The sequence below is a fragment of the Victivallis sp. genome (assembly GCF_048170485.1).
Classification (GTDB): Bacteria; Verrucomicrobiota; Lentisphaeria; order Victivallales; family Victivallaceae; genus Victivallis.
This window is the reverse complement of the sequence record NZ_DBEXAY010000206.1, coordinates 1-15,357: the sequence shown is the minus strand read 5'-3', so window position 1 is coordinate 15,357 and position 15,357 is coordinate 1. Positions and strand designations below refer to the sequence as shown.

The following is a 15,357-nucleotide window of genomic DNA, read 5'->3' as shown; positions in this document are numbered from 1 at the left end:
TAATATTGTATTTTTTAGGAGAGAGCAGAAGATGCACCCAAAAAATAGGCAGGAACAGGAGGCATGCCGGACGCTTCCGGTGTTGAACATGCGGGATAAAGCCGCTTTGCCGGGGGAAACGGTTCTGAATGGAAACATACGAAACAAGGAGTTCTGAGCAATGCGATTCAAACTTGCCCTGTTAACGGCGCTCCCGCTGGCGCTGTGCGCGGCGGAAAAACCGTCCTTTTCTTCGACCGGCTACTTCACGCCGGAGTGTCTGGCCTCGTTCCCGCAAGCGGAATTCCGGCAGGAGACCGAAGCTGCCTGGAAAGCGGCACTGGCGGAAAAGCCGGAACGGCTCCGCCTGCTCTCCCGGTTGAAAGCCGCCGGTTCTCCCCGCAGTGCCGCCGTGGCGAAACGGCTGGAAATCCTCGATTCGCTGATCGCGTACATCGCCGCCCGGCTCGAGGCCGGCACGGCGGAATCCCTGCTCTTTGCCTGGAGCGCTCATGAGGAGCTGGAGATGCTTGCCGGATATTTCAAAGAAGAGGCGAAATTGCTGCAGGAGCTGGAAAACGCGCCAAAGCCTCAAAGCCTCTCCGTCCGCGATTTCGGCGCCCGGGGCGACGGCAGAAGCGATGACGGGCCGGCCATCCGCCGGGCACTCGAGGCCGCCGCCGCCGCCAAATCGCCGGTGCGACTCCACTTCCCCGCCGGAACCTACCGGATTGAACCGGAGAGCCGCCCGCCGGAACGCCGCGCCTGGCGGAACCGCATCTCCGGCGGGTTCTCCTCCTGGAACGCCGACACACTGAATCAGGCCCACCTGCGGCTGCTCTCGCCCGAACACCTGACGCTGGAGGGTGAAGCGGGGCAGACCCGGCTACTCTTCACGAATCCCGCCCTCTGCGGCATCCGGATTCTCGGGGGATACCATACGACGCTCCGCAACCTGACGCTGGATTACGAAACGCCCCCCTTCACGCAGGGGCGCATCGTTGCCGCCAATGCGGAGCGGACCCGGCTCGAGGTGGAGATCAACGAAGGCTTCCCCTCGCCGCTGGCCCCGAACCTGCTCAAAGCCCCCTCCCGCCGTCTCACACCGCTCTCGCCCGAGACGCGGACCTATCTGCCCGGTACCTTCCCACTCGGCAAAGTCGAACCGCTCGGCGGGCGGAAGTTCCGCATCGAGCTCGGCAGTTTTCACGCGGGAACCGCGCGCACCAGCCTCGCTCCCGGCAATCCGGTGGTCATCACCGGCCGGTACGACTCCCGGTGCGCCAATGCGATCAGTTCAATCTTGTCGAAGTTTGACCATTTCGACGCGATCACCGTTCACAGCTCTCCCTCCTGGACCTGGCATCTGCTGAGCTACGCGCCGATCCTGCAAAACTGCCGCGTCGAACCGGAGCCGGGAACCGCGCGCCTCATCTCCACCAACGGCGACGGGTTGATGTTCGCCGCCATCGGCAAGGTCGGTCCGTACCTGGAGCACTGCACCTTTTCATCGATGGAGGATGACGGAATCAATCTCGCCGCCTCAACCGTCGCACTCACCGCCGTCACCCCGGACGGCCTGCGCACTCTGCCGGAGCGGACCATGAGCAACACCTCCGGCGTACTGATTCTCGACGGAAACACCGGCAAAGTGAAGGCGGTCCGGCGGATTGTCCGCCGCAACGGCCACCCGGAATACGCCACGCCGCTCCCGCCCGGCATCGCCACAAGAGAGACGCTCCGCCAGCCGACGCTCACCGAGGACCAGAAACGCGAACAGAAAACCATGTATCTGCAGAAGAAGGTCCTCCGACCGGACCGCGTCCAGCCGCTCGGCGGCTGTTTCAGCGGTTCCGCGATCGTCAACTGCACCTACCGCAACATCCGGGGGCTCGGTGTACAGTTGACGGCGCCCGGTGTGCGGGTGGAGGATTCCACCTTCGACACGATCACCGGTCCCGGCGTGTCGATCACCGCGCTCTGCCCCTGGGAACTCTACTTCAGCGCCCGAAACAGCGTGGTCCGGAACTGCCGGTTCCGCAACACCGGCGGGAGCGCAATCTATGTCCGCTGCATCCCCCCGTATGCGGAGGGGAACATGGAGGCGAGCTCGATCCACCACCTCCGCCTCGAAGGCAACGAGATGGAAACTTCCGGGAAACCGGCGCTCACCCTATGGAACTGCGCCGACGTGCAGATCATCGGCAACCGCATCCGCCGCAACGCGCCACACGGCCCCGCCGTCTCGCTGAGCAGAATCGCCGACATCCGTTTCGAAGACAACACCTTCCAGCTTCCGGGCGGAGGAACCCCCTTCGCCTTCGTCGACTCAGCCGAGGAGGCGAAAATGAAAAACATCAACAGCAAAGTGGTTTCTTATGAATGAGATCCATTGGAACAACGGAGAGAGCCGGCTGGTCCTCTCCGGGAAAAACGGCGCCGTTCTCGCGCTGGAACACCGCAATCTTTCGCTGCTCGCTCCGGCAGAACGGGCCTTTTCGCTCCGCTTTCTGCGGCAAAACGGGGACTACCTCGAACTTGATGACACCTGCTTTTCCTCGTTCCGCTTCGAGGCGGGCGAGGCGCGCTGGTCGGAGTGCCGCCCCGTGCCGGGACTGCTGTTCACTCTCAAAATCCGCAACGGCGAGGACGGCTCCTTCCGGTTCCGCCCGGCGCTCTCCGGAATTCCGGCCGACCTTCTGCCCGATTTCATCGAAGCGCCTCATATCGCAATCCCGCTCAATCACGAACTCTTCTATCCCTTCAGCGAAGGGGTGATCGTCAGCGAACGGGAGAAACGCAACCGCAAAGTACAGCACATCGAATTCCCCGACAACCTCGGCATCGGCTACTATCCCGGGCTCTGTCAGATGCAGTTTCTCGCCGCCTGGCGGAACGAAGGCGGCGTCTGCTTCGTCGCGGATGATCCCCGCCACACCACCAAGGCGCTGGAGTTCGCCCCCGAAGCCGACGATCGCCTCGGGCTGAGGATCGAGACAATGTGCGGCGGACTCCTCCGCTCCGGCTGCTGTGAACTGCCCTTCGATCTCCTTCTGCAGCCCGTTCCGCCCGGCTGGCAGGCCGCCTGCGATTTCTACCGGCAGAACGTGGTGAAACGCGACCCGGCGATGAACCGGCGCTTCCCCCTGCCGGAGTGGCTGGAGGAGTCTCCGGTCACAGTGATCTATCCGGTCCGGGGGACCGGCACCATCACGCCGGAACCCAACCGGTTTCTCCCGTATGAAAACGCCTTTCCCCGGCTGCAGGAGCTGGCCGAGGCGTTCGACAGCAAAGTGATGGCGCTGCTGATGCGCTGGGAGCAGCACGGCCCCTGGCACCCGCCCTTCTACTGGCCGCCGGTCGGCGGGGCGGAATCCTTCCGGAAACTGCGCGACCTCCTGCACGGGGCGGGGCATCTCCTCGGCGTCTACGGTTCCGGCACCTCCTTCACGATGCAGAGCCGCATCAACAATTATTCGGGGCGCGCGGAGTACGAGGCGCGACAGCTGGAATCCTGCATGGCGCGCGGTCCGAAAGGGGAGAGCCGTGCCACGATCTGCGACATGATCCGGGAGAGCGAGACCTTCTGCATCGCGGAGAGGAAAAGCCGGGAGATTTTCAAAGAACAGGTGCGGATTCTGGCGCAGGAGGGGGTCGATTACTTCCAGATTCTCGATCAGAATCTCGGCGGCGCCTCCTTCCTCTGTTATCGGAAGGATCACCACCATCCGCCGGTGCCGGGCGCGTGGCAGACCGAAGCCATGCGGGAGTTTCTCGATGAGCTCAACGACACGATCCACGCCGCGGGGAGCCGGATGCTTCTCGGCACCGAATGCGCCGCGGCGGGCCCCTACGTCGCCGCCCTCCCCTTCAACGATTTGCGGGACGTCTTCGGCATCAACTACGGGCAGCCGGTGCCGGGTTTCCAGTACGTGTTCCACCGCTACGCGAACAACTTCTTCGGCAACCAGTGCGACGCAGAACAGAAGATCGACTGCGTCAAATCGCCGGACAATCTGCAGTTCCGGCTGGCCCGCGCCTTCTGTTCCGGCGAGATGCTCAGCGTCATGCTGCGCGACAGCGGCGAGATCGACTGGGGAGCCGCTTCGGACTGGAACCATCCCGCGCCGCCGCAGGAGCCGCTCCCGGTGCTGATCCGCAACCTGAACGCGGCCCGGCGGCGCCACCGGGAATTCCTGCTTCACGGAGAGATGGCCGAGTTTCCCTGCCCGGTTGAGTGCGGCAGTTATACACTTCACTACCGGAAGCGTCAGGAAATCTTCCCGTCGATCGCGTCGTCAGGCTGGCGCGCCGCAGACGGGCGGATTCTGCAGTGTTTCGTCAACTTCCTCACCGAGCCGCAGCAGTGCCGGATCGGAGGCAGAACGTACACCATTCCGCCGCTGGAGGTGCTGACCCGCGAACTGCCGGGCGTCTGAGCGACCCGGCCGCCGGAGAAAAAAATCACTCCGCCCGGTTTCGCCGCATTCCGGGCGGAGCGGCGTTCAATCCTCTGGCGGCCCGGAACTGCAGAGGGGACATCCCGGTGCCGCGCCGGATCAGACGGGAGAAAGAGGCGAGTTCCCGGTAGCCGACCTCCGCGGCGATCCGGCTGACCGGCAGATCGGTGTTTTTCAACAGGATCAACGCCTTTTGAAACCGTTCATTCCGGATGTAGCTGCCGAGAGAACAGGAGACTTTGTTTTCAAATATCTTCTGCAACGTTGACTTGGGGATTCCCATCGTATCCGCCACCAGATCGATATCGAGCGCCGGATTGGAGAGGTTGTGTGCGACAAAACCGAGAATCCGGTCGATTTTCCGATCCGGGTGACGCTGACGGGTTTTCCAGGAGTTCATCTTTGCCAGAATCTGCATGAGATACCCGCAGGCAAGCCCCTGCTGCACCGGTTCCGGCGACGAAATGCAGTTCGAAATATCGGTAAAAAGAGCAACCGGGCACTCCTCCGAAGCGTGCTGACAGCGGGCGTAACGATAGGAGAGAAACAAACTTTCGGCCAGCGCCCCGCGAAAACAGACCCAGTACATCGACCAGCCGGCGCTGATCGCCCTGAGCTCGTGATCCTCTCCCGGCAAATAGTAGAAGACATCGTTGGGCGCGATGGGGAAGGAGTGCTCGAACAGCCGGATCTCGCCGCACCCCTCCACACACCAGATGAGCTCGATGAAATCCTTGAATGCACCGTTCCCGGCATCCCGCTCACCGGCCTGCAACACCTTGGAGCCCACGTCGATCACATAGAACGGCAAGGGCGGAAGTTCGTTGTTGGGAATGAACGCCAGACTTTTGAGGGAGGACAATTGCATCTTCGATCCCTGCGACTGAAAAATTCCACCTGTTCCGGTGCCGGGCCGCAACCCGTGTTCCGGCAAAAATTCCGGCGGAGAACCAGGAGATCCCCCCCGGGATTCCCGGACCGGAATCGGAACATTCGATCAAATTCCGGACTCTTTTGTTAAATTAATATAGAGCATTTCCGGGCAAAAATCAACCTGCTCCGGCGTTCGCCGCGGATTTCATCAACGCGATTCCCGACGGGCAATCCGATAGGCAAGCACCCCCTTGCCGTCCAACGCCGTATCAACCGTGAAAAACAGCCGTCCGTTTTCCACGCGCCGGGGGATCTGCTTCGCAACCGAACCGTCGGCATGCAGGGCGAACACCTCCATCTCCGCCGCATTCTGATGTTGGAACGACACCTCCGCCCGTCCCCGCCGCACAAGCAGTTGCGAATTCCCCCATTGATACAGCGTGTTCCGGTTGGCATCGCTGAACTTCGCCTGAAAATTCAGCGTGTCGGTGAGGTGAAAGAGCAGAATCCTGCCGCTTTCCGAAAGGAGCTTTCCATCCAGCGACGAAAGAGCGATCGTCTGGGGGACGTCCGCTTCGCGAACCGTGAGCGTTCCGGCAACTTCAGATCCGCCCGGCAAGGTGATCGATGCAGTCCGGGGGGTGGATATTTTCAAAACACCTTTTGCGGCATCCAGATACAGCTCCCCTGACACGCTCTGCGCAATGTTTTCGGAGCAAAATCTGCGGCGAAGCGTCTCCACTGCAGCATTGCTCAGCGGCCGCTCGCCGCGCCACGGGGACTCCGTCGCATCAGCCGGGTCGGCTCCCCCCGCCCGGCTGCCGACCTGAACGATGAAACCGAGTTCCCGGAAGGATTGCGGATATTTTGCCGTTGCAGTCTTCCCTTCGGCCGCATCGGGAATCTCGCAAATTACCTTCTCCCGGGCCGGACGGACATCGCCGCGCCGGAAGAGCAGCATGGCCAGACGGTCGGAAAACTGCGCCAGCGGGTCGTTGGCAGCGGCAAAAGCGGACAGCGGAGCAGGATGCAGCGCCGCCTGTTCGCTGCTGGCCCAGTCGAAACGGATCAGCGCATCGTAGTCCTGCAGAGCGGCATAGGCCCCCAGGAGCGCCCCCGACTCGTAGCGGAACCGGTTGGGAGCGCAATAATTGAACTCCGTCACCGTGAAAGGCTTGCCGAAGATGCGCGAGGAGAACAGCGCGGCCGGAAAATTGTTCCCCTTCCGCCGGAGCGCCGAGTACTGACGGTAACTGGCCGGCAGTTTCCAGTTCGATACCGGAAAACTCGGGTGATCAAAATAGAGATGATCGTCGACGACGTCGAGCAGATTCCGCTGAGCCGTCAGCGCCGGAGAACTCTCCATGTTGATTCCGGTACAGAGCACCTCCACCTTCAGCTCCTCGCGCAGAAAACGTTTCTGCTCCAGAAGAGCGTTGCGCTGCAGCTCATTCAAAAACTGCAGGAAACGGGGTTCCGACCGGGAAGCCGTCGCAGATTCCGCCGGGTAACGCTCCGCCATCCAGCGGGAAAACCTTTCCCGGTAGAGCCGTTCCGTCTCCGCCGTGGTGTTCCAGAAGAAATCGAGATTGCCCTCATTGACCAGCGAGACCTGAATCAGAGCCGGATCCCTCCCCCAGACCATCCCGGTGTACGGGTTCTCGTGAAGGAGCCAGCGACGGCAGAAGAGCTTCCAGTCCTCCATCGCCTCCGGAAGAATCGGAATCAGCGCCTTGAAGAGCGCGGGCGAATAGCGTTTCACGGGAAACACCCTGGCCAGCGGCGCATGACAGGGGCGCACCCGGGAGACGTACAGATCGGTCATGAAATAGATGCCCCGTTTTTTCAAAGCCGCGATAAAATAGTCCAGCCGGTCGAGATTTTCCCGGTTGAACGTACCGTCGCCGGTGCCGGTCAGCCCGCCGTCCTGATGGTGAAAACGGACGACGTTGTACCCGACCGCGGCCAGACGCTCCGCCAGTTTTTCCGCGTTGGCCCGGGAGGGAAAGTTGGCACCGTAGCTGAGATTGACGCCGAAAAAGCGAATGCGCCGCTCCGGAGCCCGCGCAAAGACGAAATGACCTTCGGGAGAGATTCTCACCGGCCCGTACTTTCCGGCCGGCGCATCGAGCTGACCGGAGAAATCCAGTGCAGATCCCTTTTGGATGCTCACCGGGAAATCCAGCGTCGCCCACTCTTCCCCCGGCACAAGATAGACAGGTTTGTCAAACTGCTCCACCGGGATGCGGGAGTCTCCGAGCGATATGGCCGGAATCATCCAGAAGGCGCCGACTCCGGAACGCAGGCGAATGCGGACCGGATCCTTTCGCTTCAACGAAAACTGACTCAGATAGAGACCGACATAACACTGAGGATTTTCCACACTCCACACATTGGTTGCGTTTTTGAAATGAGCGGGCATCCACCAGTTGCCGACGTCGCGGTTCTGGATGACGGAAAAAGTCTGTCCGGAGCCGTCCGCAAAGGTGACGTCGATCTCGCCGATTTCCGCATTCCTCGCCCCCCAGGCGCTCGCGTGCAGAAAGTAGAGCCAGTTCCCCCGCCCCTGAAGCGGGAATTCACAGGAACGGGCAACGTCCCGCCCGAGCACGATCGCCGCCTTCCCGCGATTGCTCTTTTCGTCGACGATCCGGAATGACGCCCCGCCGAAACGCAGCAGCCCCGCCGGAAGCTGACGCAGGTCATTTTCCGGCCCCTGATCGGTCCAGCCGCCCAGCCCGTCGCCGGCGACCTCGTCGCGCAACCCCCGGTTCATCACCCGGGAGAGATCCTGCGGAAGAGAGACGACGCCCCTGCGTTCCACCTCAAACTTCAACGACGCGGCCTCCAGCATCCCCGCTTTCGGGGAGAAACGCAGCCGCAGCAGAAACCGCGAGCCGCCGAACCGGCGGTTGTCCTGGCACCAGACATCGAGATCTCCCCGCAGAATCAGTGACGCCCCGCTCGCCAGCGGAATGGTCAATGCCTTCGCCTTCCAGCCGCCCAGAATGATCCATTTCTGCCCGTTCAGATTGCGCGGCAGATCGACCTTAAGTTTGTCCAGCAGTAAAAAAGGAGTTTTCACCGGCAGTTGAAATTCCAGCGCAAGTTCCTGAACCTTCCTCGGCTCCGGCGACTGAAAACGCATTTCGCAGTGAAGCGCCCCCTCCTCCCCGGGAATGACGGTGCAGGCGAGGAGATTCTGCTGATTCAACGTCTTCGCATACAAAGCGTTCCACCCCGGTTCATACAAGACAATCTGCGCCGGGAGCGATTCAAAACAAAAGCCACGGTCAGGAGAATACTGCCACCAGCGTTCCGACGCGGCGGCAAATCCCGCCAGAAAAACCAGACAGAGTGCGAGTACAGAGTGTTTCATGGTCAAGGTCACTTTCCTTTGCTGTGTTCGGTTACGGAACTCTTCCGTTTTCACCGTCCCCCCAGAAATAGAACCGGGCGTCGACCGCGGGATTTCCCGTGGCAGTGGGCAGATTCAAATAGGGAACCGGCTCCACATGAGAATCGAAATAGGCGACGTTGATGCATTTCCGATGCCGCCACGCCTTTAAATTCTCAATCCGGGTAACGCTGTTGTAATCAATTCCGGCGCTGGGATTTGTACCGGTATCCTCCGCGGTGTATTCGCGGTACCCATCCATCACCAGCCCGCGGGAAGCGGGGCGCCTGGTCCGCACGGCCTTTCCGTAATTGCTCAGCATGAATATGTTGATCGTGTAATTGACCGCCAGACGCGCATTGATTGACTCATCCGGAATCGAGGAAGGACAGCCGAAAGGCGCATGGGGCCGCAGTGCCGTCGTAGGTCCGTATTGTGACCCCACGGTAAACAGAAACTTCGTGGAAGGTTCCCGCCCCCGGTAATGCGCATACAACCGGCTTCCCCATGCGATGGCGGCGGTCTGATACGGCAGGCAGCCCTGATAGGTGTCCATATAGAGTACAGCAATCGATGCAATCTGTCTCAGATTGTTGACGCAGCTGACCGACTTCCCCCGCTCCCTTGCGGAATTCAACGCCGGGAGCAACAGTCCCGCCAGAATTGCGATGATCGTAATTACAATTAACAATTCAATCAAAGTAAAACAGTAACTCCGTACAGCATTCCCATCATGACGTCTTCTGTTCCGTTTCGCAAAAATCCACATCTTGCAACTCCGCGGTTGAGGTTGTATTCCCGCTGTGCCTCCGGGAATTCTTATGAGAATAGTATACCATGAAAGACGCCGAAAGTCAACGGTAAAAAAATCTAAATATTTGTCACTTTTCACCCGGAGATTTTCCTCCGGATACCGCCCGGGAAACTCCCGGATTTTTCAGAATCCAACCCGGAGAAAACGCGAAATCCCGTGCGGCTCCGGCAGAGATGCCGCACAGGATTTCGCGTTGAACTGCCGCCGGGCCGTCGTCGCAGAAAGTTTCTCATGCGACGTCACGCCCGGCGATTTTTTAACATTTCGCGGCACAAAACAAGGCCGCCGGGGCAAAAAATCACTCCGCAGGCAGGAAGGTGAGACGACAGCGGAACCGCCAGATCCGGTCCTGCGTCGACGGAACAATTTCAAACCGCACCTGGCTGGTCGAATGGGGCGAGAAGCTGTTCACGCCGCCGGGCATCCCCGGGTCGGCGGGGAGTTTCCGCACCGCCACGGCAAGCTGTGCCCCCTCCCCCGCACCCTGCAGTTCCAGCCGGTCGATGAGGCAGACGCGGCCGCCGCACCGCCAGCGGAGCGCTTCCGGCAGACGGTCCAATCCGGCAAGCGGCAGGAAGGCACCGGAGGAATCCCGGTACTCCGCCACCGCATCCGGCAGCGGCAGAACAAAGGAGAGTTTATCCCAGTAGTGGCCCGCCATCCCCTTCATGCCGAAGTCCAGCTCCAGATGGTCCGCGAAATAGCGGTTGTGCACGTAGAAGCAGAACCGGTTCGCCCGCTCCCGCCGCTGCCAGTTCATCTCGAGAAATCCCCCCTTCTCCAGGAAGAGATTGCAGGGCGGGTCGTAAGGGTCGAACGAGGTCGAATCGAGCACCGCGCCGTCCGGAGCGCGCCGGACCGTCATCGACGTGTCGTCCTCCGGCGAAGTCGAACAGCTCAAGAATCGGCGGCCGTTGTGATCTTCCGCCTCGATGTGCCACAGCGACGCGGCCGGAAAGCTCGCCGCATACATCAGCTCTTTGCCGGAGTAGAGCGTCGCCAGCGGCGCTCCGCCGATCAGGGTGCCGAGGTTCGGATCCCCGTAGCAGGGCACCACCGGAATGTTCCGCAGACAGGTGTGGCCGGCAAACGAGGTCTCGTACTCCGGCGTGCTGACCCGGAGCCAGCCCGCCTCCCAGGCGTATGAACCATAGGCGGGCGGTTCCGCGGCAATGAGGGAATCCACCTCGCCGAACTCCGCCAGCGCCCGCGCGATCGAGCCGTAGAAGCGTGCCCCCGCCAGTTGCGAAAACTGCGCCTCGATGCCGATCTTATGCCCGTAAGGCTGTGCCTCCGGCAGACCGCTTTCCGCATAGGTCGGACGCCGCTTGACGAATTCCATGTACCGGTCGGCATACCAGCGGCAGTAAGCCGCCAGCTCCGGCAGAGCCAGCTCGTCGGCCAGCGCCGCCGATTCGAGCGGAATTCCTTCCACCAGCGCCGGTCCGAACCAGGCGCGGTGGATACCGTAACCGTCGAGATCGCTCGCGAGATTTCCCACCCGGCCCAGATTGCGGAGCAGACCGGCGATGTAGTTCCGGCAGAGCCAGTCGAGGTCGGATCGGCGTCCAAACACCTTGTTTTTGAGCGCATGCAGGTAGACGAACATGAATCCGTTCGGCTCCGTGCAGTAATACGCGGGCGTATGGGTGTTGGTCGCGTGCTGATCGGTCAGGCCGCCGGTGCAGACGTAGTTCCAGGTCCAGTCCGGATTGAGGCTCGGCTGCAACAGCGGTCCATCCACCGCGGCCGGATGGGTGTAGCGGTGAATGCCGCGCGCCAGCGCCAGTTCGAACCGCTCTTTCCAGACCGGATTCCCCGAAAGCAGCATCATCCAGTAGTAGATGCGCAGCTCGAAGCGGAGCTGCTGAGTCTTGCCCTGCGCGCCCTCCGGGAAACGAATCCGGGGATGGCGCTCCGCCAGACGGGTCAGCGCAGCGAGAACACGCTCCTTCGCCTCGCCCGCAAGCCCGATTTTCCCGGCATGAAAGAGAGCGGCACCCAGGGCATCCCCGAGCGTGGAGGCGTAGGCGGGGTGATCGGTGAATCCATCTTCCGTCAGGCAGTAACCGTCCTCGCGCACCTGCGTGGCGAGCCACTCCGCCAGCTGCGCCGCTCTTCCGCGCGGCACCCGGGAGATTCCGAGCACCTCGGTGTAGACCAGATAGTAGAGCACATGAGCGCACACGCCGCCGGGATCGTAGGTGGATTTTCCGGATTCCACCGGAAAATTCAGATAATACCGCCCGTTCCAGCACCGCTCCAGATAGTCCGGGAACGGGCTCTCCTCCAGGAAGCGGCGAAGCGAACCGGAATTCGGATTCATCGAAACCTCGCCTCCTATTTGCCGATCGGGTCGGAACTGAAGACGATCTCGCGGACCAGTACCGGAATCTTATTCGCTTCGATGTCGTACCGATAGTCGCGCGCGGTCAATCCCCGCGCCCACATCGTGCCTTCCCAGCTCGATGCGTGACGGAACTTCTTCCCGGTCTGCCATTCGCCGCCGTTGAGCGCGACGTCGCAGGTTTTGCTGTTGAAATCCATCTTGACGTCGACGGTGAACCATTTGTTCGGTTCGACCCGGCCGATCTTCTGCCAGACCACCTTGCCGTTGCCGTCGCCGTTGCTGATCAGCACATCGAACATCTCCCCTTTCGGCTCGAAGCCGATGAACGCCGCGGTGCGGTTGTTGACCTGCTGCAGCCGGAGCGTGCCCGCCAGCCCCTTGCCGGAGAGTTCCGGCAGCAGGAACGAGATGCGGCAGTAGGCAACACTCTGCTGGGCATCGCTCACACCGGCATTCCATTCGCTGGAGTTGACCTGAAATCCCTTTTCAATTTCCAGCACTTTTGCGCCGTCGCGCTCGATCACCTTCGCACCGACCGAATCCGGGGTGCGCGGCCACATGCCCCAGGTCGGGCGGAGCGAGCGCATCTTCCCGGCGGCGTCGGTCTGCACCAGCACGGTGCCGGGTTCGAGTTTGTTCAGGTCGAGCCGGTAGAACTCCCCGGCCGCCGCACCGACGACGGCGCAGAACGCCAACAGAATGCAGAACTGTTTCATTGATTCATCCTTTCTCTTATCGGTTGCCCGGAATCCGGTTCACCATCTTGGTATAGCTGTGGTTCAGCCCGCGGTGCGTCTCGAAGCGGATCTCCAGCCGCAGAGCGTCGATCTTCTTCGCGTCCGCCGGGAAGGCGATCCGCATCGAACGGCCCGGTTTGAGTTCATCGGCCCACTCGGAACTGATGACGTTGTCGGGCGAGACCAGCTGCAGACTCACCTTGCGCAGCGGCGCGACATCCTGATTCTCGAACTTGATCGAGTCGTTCTCGCAGGTGAGCTTGAACGGCGCCATGATCTCCTGCAGAAACTCGCGACCGCGGACATCTTCAAGTTCGCCGTGGTGCGGGAAGAGGAAACCGCCGACCACGCCGGGGCACTGCCGCATCAGGGAGAGTTTCTCCCGCATCTCCTTTTCCCACTTTTCCACATTCTCGTTGCGGTAGCGGGTTCCCTTGGTCTGATTTTCCGTAAAGCCCCACTCGCAGAAGACGATCGGCATTTTCGTCCGCTGGTAGATGTTGGCGGCGAGCGTCTTGAATTCCGGGATGAACTGGTAGCTGTTGTACCCGAGCACATCCTGCCCGGCGGTGAAGAACCAGAAGTTGCCGAAGGTGTCCAGATTGGCGTAGGTGACCGGACGCCGGTCGGGGTCGGCGCCGCGCAGCCGCTCGCGGGCGACGGTAAGATAACGGTCCATCAGCACCTTGTCATTGTAACCGGCGGTGGGGTGGTTCTCGTTGCCAGAGTTCCAGAAGAGGATGTTCGGGCAGTGATTCAGCTGACGCGCCATCTCCTCGTGCGGATCGGTGATGAACTGGAAATCCGGCTTGTCCAGATTCCCCAGCGCCACCTCGGTGGTGTTGCAGGAGCCGGAGGCGTAGACCGGCACGACCATGATGCCGGCCTGCAGGGCGTCCTCGATCTGTTCGGCCGTGCATCCCTCCAGACGGAGAGCGTTGAAGCCGAGATTCTTGAAGAAGGCCAGCCGGTTCAGCCAGCGGCGGCGGGTCTGGGTCCGGTCATTCTCCCACTCGATGCCGAGGTCGCCGTTGACGCCGCGAATCTGGAAGGGATCGCCGTTGACGAAGAGCTTGTCGTTGCGGAACTCGATCACCGAACCGTTGAATTCGACATTCTGCGCGTCAAACACCCGCCCCGCCTTGTCCTTCGCGTTTACCGAGAAGCGGTAGCGGTCGAAGTTTGCCGGCAGCGTCAGCGGAATGGAGAATTTTCCCTCCCGGTCCGGCACTACGTCGACCCGGAGGCCGTGCCCGTCCGCGGAGACCGCCGCAGTACCGGGCCGCACCTTGCCGGAGATGGTCCGCACCACGGTGCCGTCTTCGGCCACCTTCCCGGCGGCGACCGGATTCAGGGCGAGAAACGCCGAGGCCGGTTCCACATAGAGGTTGACGTCGCCGAAAATTCCGGCCACCCCCTTGTGATGGCGCGCCTCCCCGTTGCGGAAGATCCAGTAGCCGCGCACCGGATTGTTGTAGAGGCGGACCGCCAGAGTGTTGCGGCCGTCCTTCACCAGATCGGTGATATCGTAGACGTAGTTCCACGGATATTTCCCGGTCAGGATCGGCAGGAGAAGCACATCCTCGTCGGGAATCGCCTTCTCGTTGAAGGGAAACGCGATGCCGCACCGTTCAAAGTGCTGGAACTTCATCATCTCGCGCGCCGGTTTTCCCCAGAGGTGCGTCTGCCGGGAGCTGTTGGTGAGGATCCAGTCATTGCGGCGCCGGGCGCAGGTGAGCGTGCCGGCCCGTTCGCCGTTGATGTAAAGCTCCGCCGTATCCGCCAGATCTTTGATCTGCAGATAGACCCGGCCGGAAGCCGGTTTCCGCAGATCGAAATCGCGTTTGTACCAGTAGTGGCCGCCGGGCTGATCGGGGGTTTCCGGCTCCGGAACCTGCACCTTTTTCGCCCTCTCCAGAGGCGAACCGGGGCGGGCGGGAGTATCGTTGAGCAAGCGTCCGTAGTTCCAGGTCAGATCTCCGACGTAGCTCTTGTCGAACTCACCGTTGAGCGAAATGGTTTCGACAAAAGGATTGCCGGTCACCGCCGCGGCGGGGACGAGCCGGTCGTATTTGCCGCGGTAATATTTCCCGAGTTCCGGGAACTTCCGCCAGTTGTACTGCGCGCGGTAGGCGTCGCTCTTCTCCTTTTCCCACCCCGGAGCGCTCTTCACAAACCGGGTGTTGAACACGCGGAGCGTCGCCTTCCCCCGGGATTTTCCGCCCATGTCGTGCAGGAAGAGAAAGAGGTGATATTTCGGATTGTCCTTCGCCTTGTCGGGCAGTTCATCCAGGTAGAAACGGACCTTACTGCGCCCGGCCTTGAGCGGCATTTCGCCGTTGAGCACCACCCGGGTCGGCCAGAAGCGCGCCGGATCGGCCACGCAGAGGCTCATGCGCAGAATCGGGTTATCGATCTCGGAATCGACCTCGAGATAGCCGCCCGGCAGGTATTCGGCGAGCGGGAAACTACCGAAGTCGACAAACATGTAGTTGTCCGCGTCCGACTGATCAGTGAAGTTGCAGGTGAGGACCTGATCCTTTCCCACCGCGGGGACAAACGCCTTCACATCACTGCCGTTGTCCGAAGCGCGGAAGGTATACTTCTCCGGATTCCCGATCTGCGTTGCGGACACCGCGGCACAGAGCCCCATCGTCATGAAAATTGTCCAGTTTGCTTTCATAAAAACCTCATCCGTATCCGATTAAAATCAAATATCGCCTTTCGTTCCCCAGAACTCTTTCTTG

The 15,357-nt window shown here is 61.2% G+C and carries 8 protein-coding genes; 2 read left to right on the top strand and 6 right to left on the bottom strand.

Annotated elements, in window-relative coordinates; genetic code table 11:
• Window positions 1–160: 160 nt before the first annotated feature.
• Both ACMLHG_RS10785 and ACMLHG_RS10780 read left to right on the top strand, forming a co-directional pair.
• Complete coding sequence (locus ACMLHG_RS10785; protein WP_417170502.1) at window positions 161–2,365, top strand: right-handed parallel beta-helix repeat-containing protein; 2,205 nt, start codon at window positions 161–163, stop codon at window positions 2,363–2,365.
• Window positions 2,358–4,418 carry a DUF6259 domain-containing protein gene (locus tag ACMLHG_RS10780; protein ID WP_417170501.1) on the top strand — a complete coding sequence of 687 codons (2,061 nt, stop codon included), beginning with the start codon at window positions 2,358–2,360 and terminating at the stop codon, window positions 4,416–4,418. The genes ACMLHG_RS10785 and ACMLHG_RS10780 overlap by 8 nt, the downstream gene beginning before the upstream one ends.
• Window positions 4,419–4,443: 25 nt before the next feature.
• Here the strand turns inward: ACMLHG_RS10780 and ACMLHG_RS10775 are convergent, their stop codons facing one another.
• The 6 genes from ACMLHG_RS10775 to ACMLHG_RS10750 form a co-directional block, all read right to left on the bottom strand.
• On the bottom strand, window positions 4,444–5,307 hold the full coding sequence (locus tag ACMLHG_RS10775) for an AraC family transcriptional regulator (RefSeq protein ID WP_417170500.1): 864 nt from the start codon (window positions 5,305–5,307) through the stop codon (window positions 4,444–4,446).
• Window positions 5,308–5,520: 213 nt separating this feature from the next.
• On the bottom strand, window positions 5,521–8,691 hold the full coding sequence (locus ACMLHG_RS10770; protein ID WP_417170499.1) for a hypothetical protein: 3,171 nt from the start codon (window positions 8,689–8,691) through the stop codon (window positions 5,521–5,523).
• A gap of 31 nt (window positions 8,692–8,722) precedes the next feature.
• A complete protein-coding gene (locus tag ACMLHG_RS10765) occupies window positions 8,723–9,478 on the bottom strand; it encodes a type II secretion system protein (RefSeq protein ID WP_417170498.1) in 756 nt (251 codons plus the stop codon).
• Between the two features lie 343 nt (window positions 9,479–9,821).
• A complete protein-coding gene (locus tag ACMLHG_RS10760; protein ID WP_417170497.1) occupies window positions 9,822–11,849 on the bottom strand; it encodes a hypothetical protein in 2,028 nt (675 codons plus the stop codon).
• A gap of 14 nt (window positions 11,850–11,863) precedes the next feature.
• Window positions 11,864–12,589 (bottom strand): hypothetical protein, encoded by a 726-nt coding sequence (locus ACMLHG_RS10755; protein WP_295809131.1) that lies wholly within the window; start codon window positions 12,587–12,589, stop codon window positions 11,864–11,866.
• A 16-nt stretch (window positions 12,590–12,605) separates the two neighbouring features.
• Window positions 12,606–15,293, bottom strand: coding sequence for a glycoside hydrolase family 2 TIM barrel-domain containing protein (locus ACMLHG_RS10750; protein ID WP_295809133.1), 2,688 nt, complete (start codon window positions 15,291–15,293; stop codon window positions 12,606–12,608).
• Window positions 15,294–15,357 lie beyond the last annotated feature (64 nt).

What these genes read in the sequence shown, in the direction of transcription:
- ACMLHG_RS10785 (WP_417170502.1), top strand. Translation starts at nt 161, where the DNA reads ATGCGATTCAAACTTGCCCTGTTAACGGCGCTCCCGCTGGCGCTGTGC.
- ACMLHG_RS10755 (WP_295809131.1), bottom strand. Translation starts at nt 12,589, where the DNA reads ATGAAACAGTTCTGCATTCTGTTGGCGTTCTGCGCCGTCGTCGGTGCG.
- ACMLHG_RS10760 (WP_417170497.1), bottom strand. Translation starts at nt 11,849, where the DNA reads ATGAATCCGAATTCCGGTTCGCTTCGCCGCTTCCTGGAGGAGAGCCCG.
- ACMLHG_RS10765 (WP_417170498.1), bottom strand. Translation starts at nt 9,478, where the DNA reads ATGTGGATTTTTGCGAAACGGAACAGAAGACGTCATGATGGGAATGCT.
- ACMLHG_RS10750 (WP_295809133.1), bottom strand. Translation starts at nt 15,293, where the DNA reads ATGAAAGCAAACTGGACAATTTTCATGACGATGGGGCTCTGTGCCGCG.
- ACMLHG_RS10770 (WP_417170499.1), bottom strand. Translation starts at nt 8,691, where the DNA reads ATGAAACACTCTGTACTCGCACTCTGTCTGGTTTTTCTGGCGGGATTT.
- ACMLHG_RS10780 (WP_417170501.1), top strand. Translation starts at nt 2,358, where the DNA reads ATGAATGAGATCCATTGGAACAACGGAGAGAGCCGGCTGGTCCTCTCC.
- ACMLHG_RS10775 (WP_417170500.1), bottom strand. Translation starts at nt 5,307, where the DNA reads ATGCAATTGTCCTCCCTCAAAAGTCTGGCGTTCATTCCCAACAACGAA.